Annotated in this window: 4 protein-coding genes; all 4 read right to left on the bottom strand. The window is 60.7% G+C overall.

The genetic code is table 11. From position 1 onward, the window contains the following. Position 1 precedes the first annotated feature (1 nt). Entirely contained in the window at positions 2-2,026 is a 2,025-nt protein-coding gene (locus tag QM612_RS01660; RefSeq protein WP_415252160.1) for a DEAD/DEAH box helicase, read from the bottom strand. After that, on the bottom strand, positions 2,023-2,208 hold the full coding sequence (locus QM612_RS01655; RefSeq protein ID WP_415252159.1) for a hypothetical protein: 186 nt from the start codon (positions 2,206-2,208) through the stop codon (positions 2,023-2,025). Before QM612_RS01655 ends, QM612_RS01660 begins: the two co-directional genes overlap by 4 nt. Before the next feature lie 250 nt (positions 2,209-2,458). Beyond that, positions 2,459-2,977, bottom strand: coding sequence for a single-stranded DNA-binding protein (locus QM612_RS01650; protein WP_415252158.1), 519 nt, complete (start codon positions 2,975-2,977; stop codon positions 2,459-2,461). Positions 2,978-3,032: 55 nt separating this feature from the next. After that, positions 3,033-3,291 (bottom strand): hypothetical protein (locus QM612_RS01645; protein WP_415252157.1); only part of this gene is annotated, 259 nt, incomplete at its 5' end.

Below are 3,291 nucleotides of genomic sequence, written 5' to 3'. Positions count from 1 at the left end.
GCTAGTCAGCCAAGAGGGCGTCTTCCTCTTCCGACACTTCTGCTGGCATTTCCCTCACTGCCTCCCGCTGTTCCTCGGGCAATGCCATCTGCGCCGCTTCGATGACCTCCAGCTCCGTGTTTCGCTTGCCCTCCTGCAGTCGCAGCACGCCTTCGTCAATCGTGCCCGGCACGATGGGCACCAGGACCAACACGTCGCGTCTCTGCCCCAGCCGATAAGCCCGGTCCTCGGCTTGGCGCGTGAGTGCCGGTGTCCACGGCAGCGATGCAAACGCAACCAAGTTCGCCGCCGTCAGCGTGATGCCCACGCCAGCAGCCATCGTCGTGCCGATGAACACGCGGATGGCCGGATCACCCTGGAACGCATCCACGGCCGCCTGGCGGCGTTTTGCCGAATCCGAACCCACCAGGCTGACACAGCCGACGTTGAGCGCAGCCAGCGCCTGTTTCAGCGCATCCACGGTGGTCATGTACTCGCAGAAGATGATGATCTTGTCGTCAGCGCCCATGGCCTCGACCGTCTCGACCAAGAAGGGAATCTTCAGCCCCTCCAGCGTCTTGCGTAGCCGGACGATTTTGGGCATGGCCTGCAGGCCCATGTCGCGGTAGATCTCCTGATACGTGCCCAGGCCCTCGGCCGGCGAGATGTAGCGCAGTTGCCGCTCTTTCTTGCCCAGGTCCGTCAGCACAGCCTTGCTGCGCCGGATCATCCAGCCCTTGATCGCCGCGGCCAGCTCGGCGCGCTTGTCGCTGCTGCCGGCATACCGCTTGCGGAAGTCCGATAGCGTCATGCGCCCCAGGGCGTGGCCCGTGATGCGCAGCAGCGTGTGCATCTCGATCTCGCGGTTGAGCAGCGGCGTGCCAGTCACCACGTAGCAGCGTGGAATGCGTGCCGACAGCAGGAAGACATTGCGCGTGCGCCCGCTCTGGTACTCCTTCAGGTAGTGCGCCTCGTCGATCGCCATGACGGCGAAATCCAGCCCCGTCTCGCGCACAAGCCCGCCCATGCGTTCGTAGTTGCCGATCACCCAGTCACAGGCCCGCAAGGTGTTCATCCTGTCCTCACCCACCATGCCGACCCGGGCATCCGGGTAGACCATCCGGATCTCCCGCTCCCAGTTGAGCCGCAGCGATGCTGGACACACGATCAGAACCCGGCCGGCGCCGGCGGCCAGGCGCGTGGCCACGACGGTTTGCCGGCTCTTGCCCAGCCCCATGTCGTCGCCCATGCAGGCACCCGTCTGGCGCAGCATGTGCGCGACACCCACGCCCTGGTAGTGCCGCAACGCGCCGGCATCGACCAGGGCGCGGATCGCCGCTTTGTCGTACGGCAGGTAGCCCGATGCCTCGCGCTCGGTCGAAAGAAACCCCGCACCTTCCGCCGGCCCGCCGCCGGCATCTCCCCCCCGGGGAGGCGGTGCGGCCGGCACCTTGATCGGGCTGGCGGACGTGCTTGAACTCGACAGATCTTCAAGCACAACGGGCTGCTCATGCACGAACACAAACTCGGCCGCGACGCCCGCAATGGCCTGCAGGCGCGCCATGATCTCGTCGGGTCCCGCACGTACCTGCCAGGCCGACGCATGCTTGTGGAAATAGCCGCCCAGGCTGCGCATGACGCGCGAGCACAGCGGGTCAAACGCGACGCTCACGGCCCAGCGGCCACGGCTCAAATCGCCCTTGGCCAGCGGGAAAACTTGCACATCGAGCAACTGCACGAAGTGATGGGCATCGGGCGCGGCCAGCGCCGCACGCAACATCACATCAGCCTCGGCCAGGTCGACGTGCTGCCCCGCATACGCGGCCCGCAGCAACTCGACCAACTGGTCGGCCGGCCGCGTCTCCAGCAGCCACATGCGTCGACCGGGGCTCCACCACGCATCGAAATCAGCCAGGGGACGACTCAGGCCCGGGACATGATGAAGCTGCAATCCCACCCGCCGGCCATCGGCCACGGCGCGCACCAGCAGCTCTGGCGGCTGCAGCGAGATGGGTTTGAGCGTAAGAGGGCGTGGCACCGATGTCATGCCGACCGCCCGGTATTGGTTTCTCGCAGCGCATAGCGCTTGTGGCCTCGCAAGCCACGGCACCTGACCTGGTTGGCCGCGATCAGCTCCAGCAAAACCTGCTGGACGACAGATTCGTTCCATCCAGTGATTTGCACCAGGCGCTCAATGCTTTCAGGACCGAGCTGCAGCAGCTTGAGCATGATGCATGGCCGGTCTATCCCTGAGTCAATCTTGAATTCTTGGTTGGAATACCCTGATACAAAAAACATTCCATCTCCTGCGACATTTTATGAATATGGTCTGGCGACGACCCTTGATCGCAAGGAGAAAAGCAATTCACTTCCCTGATTATTTTGAATGCATCAAATGCCTGGCATGCATTCAATCTTTCCAGCCAATCTCTCGAACTTTGAATAGGCTTCGTTTTTCTGATGTGTCGATAGGGGGTGCTCAGACGGGAATTTCTTCATCCAATGGGTGGGATGTATCCCCTCCCTGGGGTGCCTGCCGTTCACCTTGTTCACGCCGCTGTGCCGGTTGCACGAACACCACTTTCTCAATCCGCGTGAGCAGCAGTGCTACATCCTCTGCCACAATCTTGATGATTGGGTTGGCGCGCTCTTTGTCATCCTTTGTATAAAACTCCTGTTCTTCTCCCGAGACCAGAACACGAGCGCCTTTACGCAGATGCTTGGCCACATCAATCGCTTTTTGCCCATAGATGACTACCTCACGCCAAAAGCCACCCTTCTGCTGAATATCACCGTTCTCATCTCTGCCGTAGCGACCAAAGAAAACCCGGACGCTAGCCACATCGAACTCCTCGCCTGTGTTGTTGCTCGTCAGTCGCCGCAGCTCGGGAGAATTCGCGATGTTGCCTTTTCCATAGAAAAATGTCGTTGCCATATCAAACTCCAAATATCGGTGCCGGTAGAGGGCTTGCCAGGTGCACCAGGTCCAGTAAGCCAAGTTTCCAGTCAATTCTCCACTCTTCTCCACGAGTTGAGTACAGAAGTTTTCTTCTTCACTTCGATCTCTTGCTCATATTGGCGTTCTTGATTTCCCGAATGCGAAACATGTTTGCGGCCACGATCAGGATGCCGGCGACTCCCAGCAAAATGGCTGGGGTCGGTACGGGGCCAATTCCGCTCTGCGCGATCACGTCAACAATGGATAAGAATGGATTGTTGTCATCTGAGATCATGTTCGGCAGTAGCCATGCCCCCATAAAGCCAAGCCAAACTCCAGTCAGCAGCAAACGCGGCTCGAACACCTTAGCCACT

The organism is Thermomonas sp. (genome assembly GCF_047606765.1).
Taxonomy (GTDB): Bacteria; Pseudomonadota; Gammaproteobacteria; order Xanthomonadales; family Xanthomonadaceae; genus Thermomonas.
The sequence above is the reverse complement of the archived record's forward strand: the minus strand, read 5'-3'. Positions and strand labels throughout refer to the sequence as shown.

Bases quoted from the DNA above. Each gene is read 5' to 3' on its own strand.
- QM612_RS01660 (WP_415252160.1), bottom strand. From the start codon at position 2,026: ATGACATCGGTGCCACGCCCTCTTACGCTCAAACCCATCTCGCTGCAG.
- QM612_RS01655 (WP_415252159.1), bottom strand. From the start codon at position 2,208: ATGCTCAAGCTGCTGCAGCTCGGTCCTGAAAGCATTGAGCGCCTGGTG.